3 protein-coding genes are annotated in these 1985 nt (G+C 55.2%); all 3 read left to right on the forward strand.

The genetic code is table 11. The annotated features are described in order from the left end of the window. Positions 1 to 196 precede the first annotated feature (196 nt). The 3 genes from BGN91_RS11220 to BGN91_RS11230 all read left to right on the forward strand — a co-directional run bounded on the left by BGN91_RS11220 (position 197) and on the right by BGN91_RS11230 (position 1710). Positions 197 to 946 (forward strand): glutaredoxin family protein, encoded by a 750-nt coding sequence (locus BGN91_RS11220; RefSeq protein ID WP_292613143.1) that lies wholly within the window; start codon positions 197 to 199, stop codon positions 944 to 946. Beyond that, positions 946 to 1437: a DUF305 domain-containing protein gene (locus BGN91_RS11225; RefSeq protein ID WP_292613145.1), complete on the forward strand. Its 492-nt coding sequence runs from the start codon at positions 946 to 948 to the stop codon at positions 1435 to 1437. The genes BGN91_RS11220 and BGN91_RS11225 overlap by 1 nt, the downstream gene beginning before the upstream one ends. A gap of 147 nt (positions 1438 to 1584) precedes the next feature. Then, a complete protein-coding gene (locus BGN91_RS11230; RefSeq protein ID WP_292613147.1) occupies positions 1585 to 1710 on the forward strand; it encodes a hypothetical protein in 126 nt (41 codons plus the stop codon). The last annotated feature ends 275 nt before the right edge of the window (positions 1711 to 1985 follow it).

Genomic DNA, 1985 nt, shown 5'->3' on the forward strand with positions numbered 1-1985 from the left:
TATGATCGTTAGTGCATTGAGATCCTACACCGAACCCAAACGGTAAAGTCAGCGCTGCCGAAGGTCGAGAGCCACAATCCTCAAGAACGATGCCCCAGCTTCGTCGCTGACGTAATCGCCCGGGCAATGTGGAAGAGCAGCGAGTTAATGTCGACGAGTTGGTCGACCTGTTCTAAAAGTGAGGAAGTGACAAAAAATGGCCACCAAAACCGCAACACTCTACCGGATGGTGATGGACAAGCACGTTTGTCCCTACGGCCTCAAGAGTAAGTATCTACTAGAAAGAGAGGGTTATGCGGTCGACGATCATTGGCTGCGCACACAAGAGGAAACAGATGCATTCAAGCACGAGTATCAAGTCGAGACTACGCCGCAGACCTTCATCGATGGCAAGCGGGTCGGGGGTAACGATGAGCTCCGCCAGTTCTTCGGCAAAGCCGTAAAAGACCCCCAGGCGACCAGCTACAAGCCTGTGATCGCCATTTTCGCCGTGGCGGCGCTGATGGCGATGGCAGGCAGTTGGGCGTTGAATGGCGCGATAATCACCGTGCGTACGGGCGAATGGTTCATCGCGATTGCGATGTGCATCCTGGCCATCCAAAAGCTGCAGGACGTCGACGGATTTGCCACTATGTTTCTGGGCTATGACCTGCTGGCGCGCCGGTGGGTTCCGTATGCCTTTATTTATCCGTTCGCCGAGGCACTCGCGGGCGTGCTCATGATAGCACGAGCGCTGAACTGGATCTCAATTCCGGTCGCACTTTTCATCGGAGTTATTGGCACCGTCTCCGTGATTTATGCGGTCTATGTCCAGAAGCGCGACATCAAATGTGCCTGTGTCGGTGGCGGTTCGAAGGTGCCGCTCGGCTTCGTCTCGCTCACCGAGAACGTGATGATGGTCGCGATGGCGATCTGGATGCTGTTCGCACCTATGGGAGTAATGTAATGAGCTACACCCGCTTTCTGGCGATGATCGCCACATCGACAGTCGTCATGTTCGGGCTGATGTATCTGAACACCTATGCGTGGGATCACATATTCTACAGTCAGACTCGGACATGGATGGCGATCTACATGGGCGCAGTCATGGCAATCATCATGCTGGCTTTCATGTGGAAGATGTATACAGGAATTGGTCGCAAGCTGACTATTTTGGGGGGAGCTGCGGCCGTGTTCACGGGCTCGCTTTGGCTCGTTCGCAGCCAGGAAACTGTCGATGACCTGGCCTATATGCGGGCGATGATCCCGCACCATTCGATCGCGATCCTGACAAGCGAAAGAGCACACATTCGCGATCCTAGAGTGCGCAAGCTCGCTGACGGCATCATCGAAGCCCAGGTACGGGAAATCGGCGAAATGAAACAACTGATCACAGAGCTGAACGCGAGACCCGTCGCTAACAGAGCGCCAGACTTGCAGCCTATTCCGGCACAATAGCTAATCATCTCCATTGCTTGATCATCACAGATCTGCTGCGCGACTTTGGAAGCAGCCCAGTGATTTTGGCGGACGCACCTGCGCATTCTTGGTTGACATCTCATCGACAAGATAGACCATAGCTCCAAGGCCTCGCTGAAGTCGGACATGACGGCCGGCGTGCAGCCCAACCAGCAGCCCGGCGTGAAGATTCCGAAGAAGGACGAGAAGAACGAGAAAGAAAAGGACGAGCATTCCCCAGTCACTCAGGACCAGGGCGAGAGCTACAGCTGATTGATGTGCGAGCGAATTGACCGCCAGCCTCTAATCGGGCTGGCGGTTTTACTCTGTAGCAACGATCCGACTCGCGATTTCGATTCACGGATTGCGCTTGTCACCTGCCTTATCTAGCTACCGTCCCCGTACGCGATGCCGTTGAGCGCAGCGCAGCTCAATCTACGCAGTCCGCATTAGTTAGGTACGCATCCGGCCAGCACCCCGTACAGGTATGCTGCGCTGGTCTGCGGGAGCGCTCAGGCAGCGACCGCTTTGGATTGTTGGGTCACTTT

Origin of the sequence: Nitrobacter sp. 62-13 (assembly GCF_001896955.1) — a bacterium.
In the GTDB taxonomy this organism is placed as follows: domain Bacteria; phylum Pseudomonadota; class Alphaproteobacteria; order Rhizobiales; family Xanthobacteraceae; genus Nitrobacter.

Bases quoted from the DNA above. Each gene is read 5' to 3' on its own strand.
- BGN91_RS11220 (WP_292613143.1), top strand. From the start codon at position 197: ATGGCCACCAAAACCGCAACACTCTACCGGATGGTGATGGACAAGCAC.
- BGN91_RS11225 (WP_292613145.1), top strand. From the start codon at position 946: ATGAGCTACACCCGCTTTCTGGCGATGATCGCCACATCGACAGTCGTC.
- BGN91_RS11230 (WP_292613147.1), top strand. From the start codon at position 1,585: ATGACGGCCGGCGTGCAGCCCAACCAGCAGCCCGGCGTGAAGATTCCG.